Source organism: Paraburkholderia sp. SIMBA_030 (assembly GCF_046535245.1).
Taxonomy (GTDB): Bacteria; Pseudomonadota; Gammaproteobacteria; order Burkholderiales; family Burkholderiaceae; genus Paraburkholderia.
In genome coordinates this window covers 1-261 of the sequence record NZ_JAWRXB010000865.1, presented here as the reverse complement: position 1 = coordinate 261, position 261 = coordinate 1, and the positions used below count along the sequence as shown (strand labels likewise).

At 67.0% G+C, this 261-nt stretch carries 1 protein-coding gene; it reads left to right on the top strand.

The annotated features are described in order from the left end of the window. Positions 1-19 precede the first annotated feature (19 nt). On the top strand, positions 20-261 hold a 242-nt coding region (locus tag SB772_RS42470; protein ID WP_410838829.1), incomplete at its 3' end, for a Tar ligand binding domain-containing protein.

Genomic DNA, 261 nt, shown 5'->3' with positions numbered 1-261 from the left:
AATTTCGGGAGAATCTGCAATGTTGCATAACTGGTCGATCCGCACGACGCTCACGGCGGTCGGACTCATCCTCGTGGGCCTGGCCGCCGCGGTCGGCGGCCTCGGCCTTTACGCGCTCGATCACGCGAGCCGCTCGCTCGACGAGATCGCGCACGTCGATCTGCCGGCGATCCATACGCTCGACGACACGTCGTCGTACCTGCTGCGCGCACGCGTGTCGCTCGACCGCTTCCGCTCGCTGACCGAGGCCGGCAACACGGC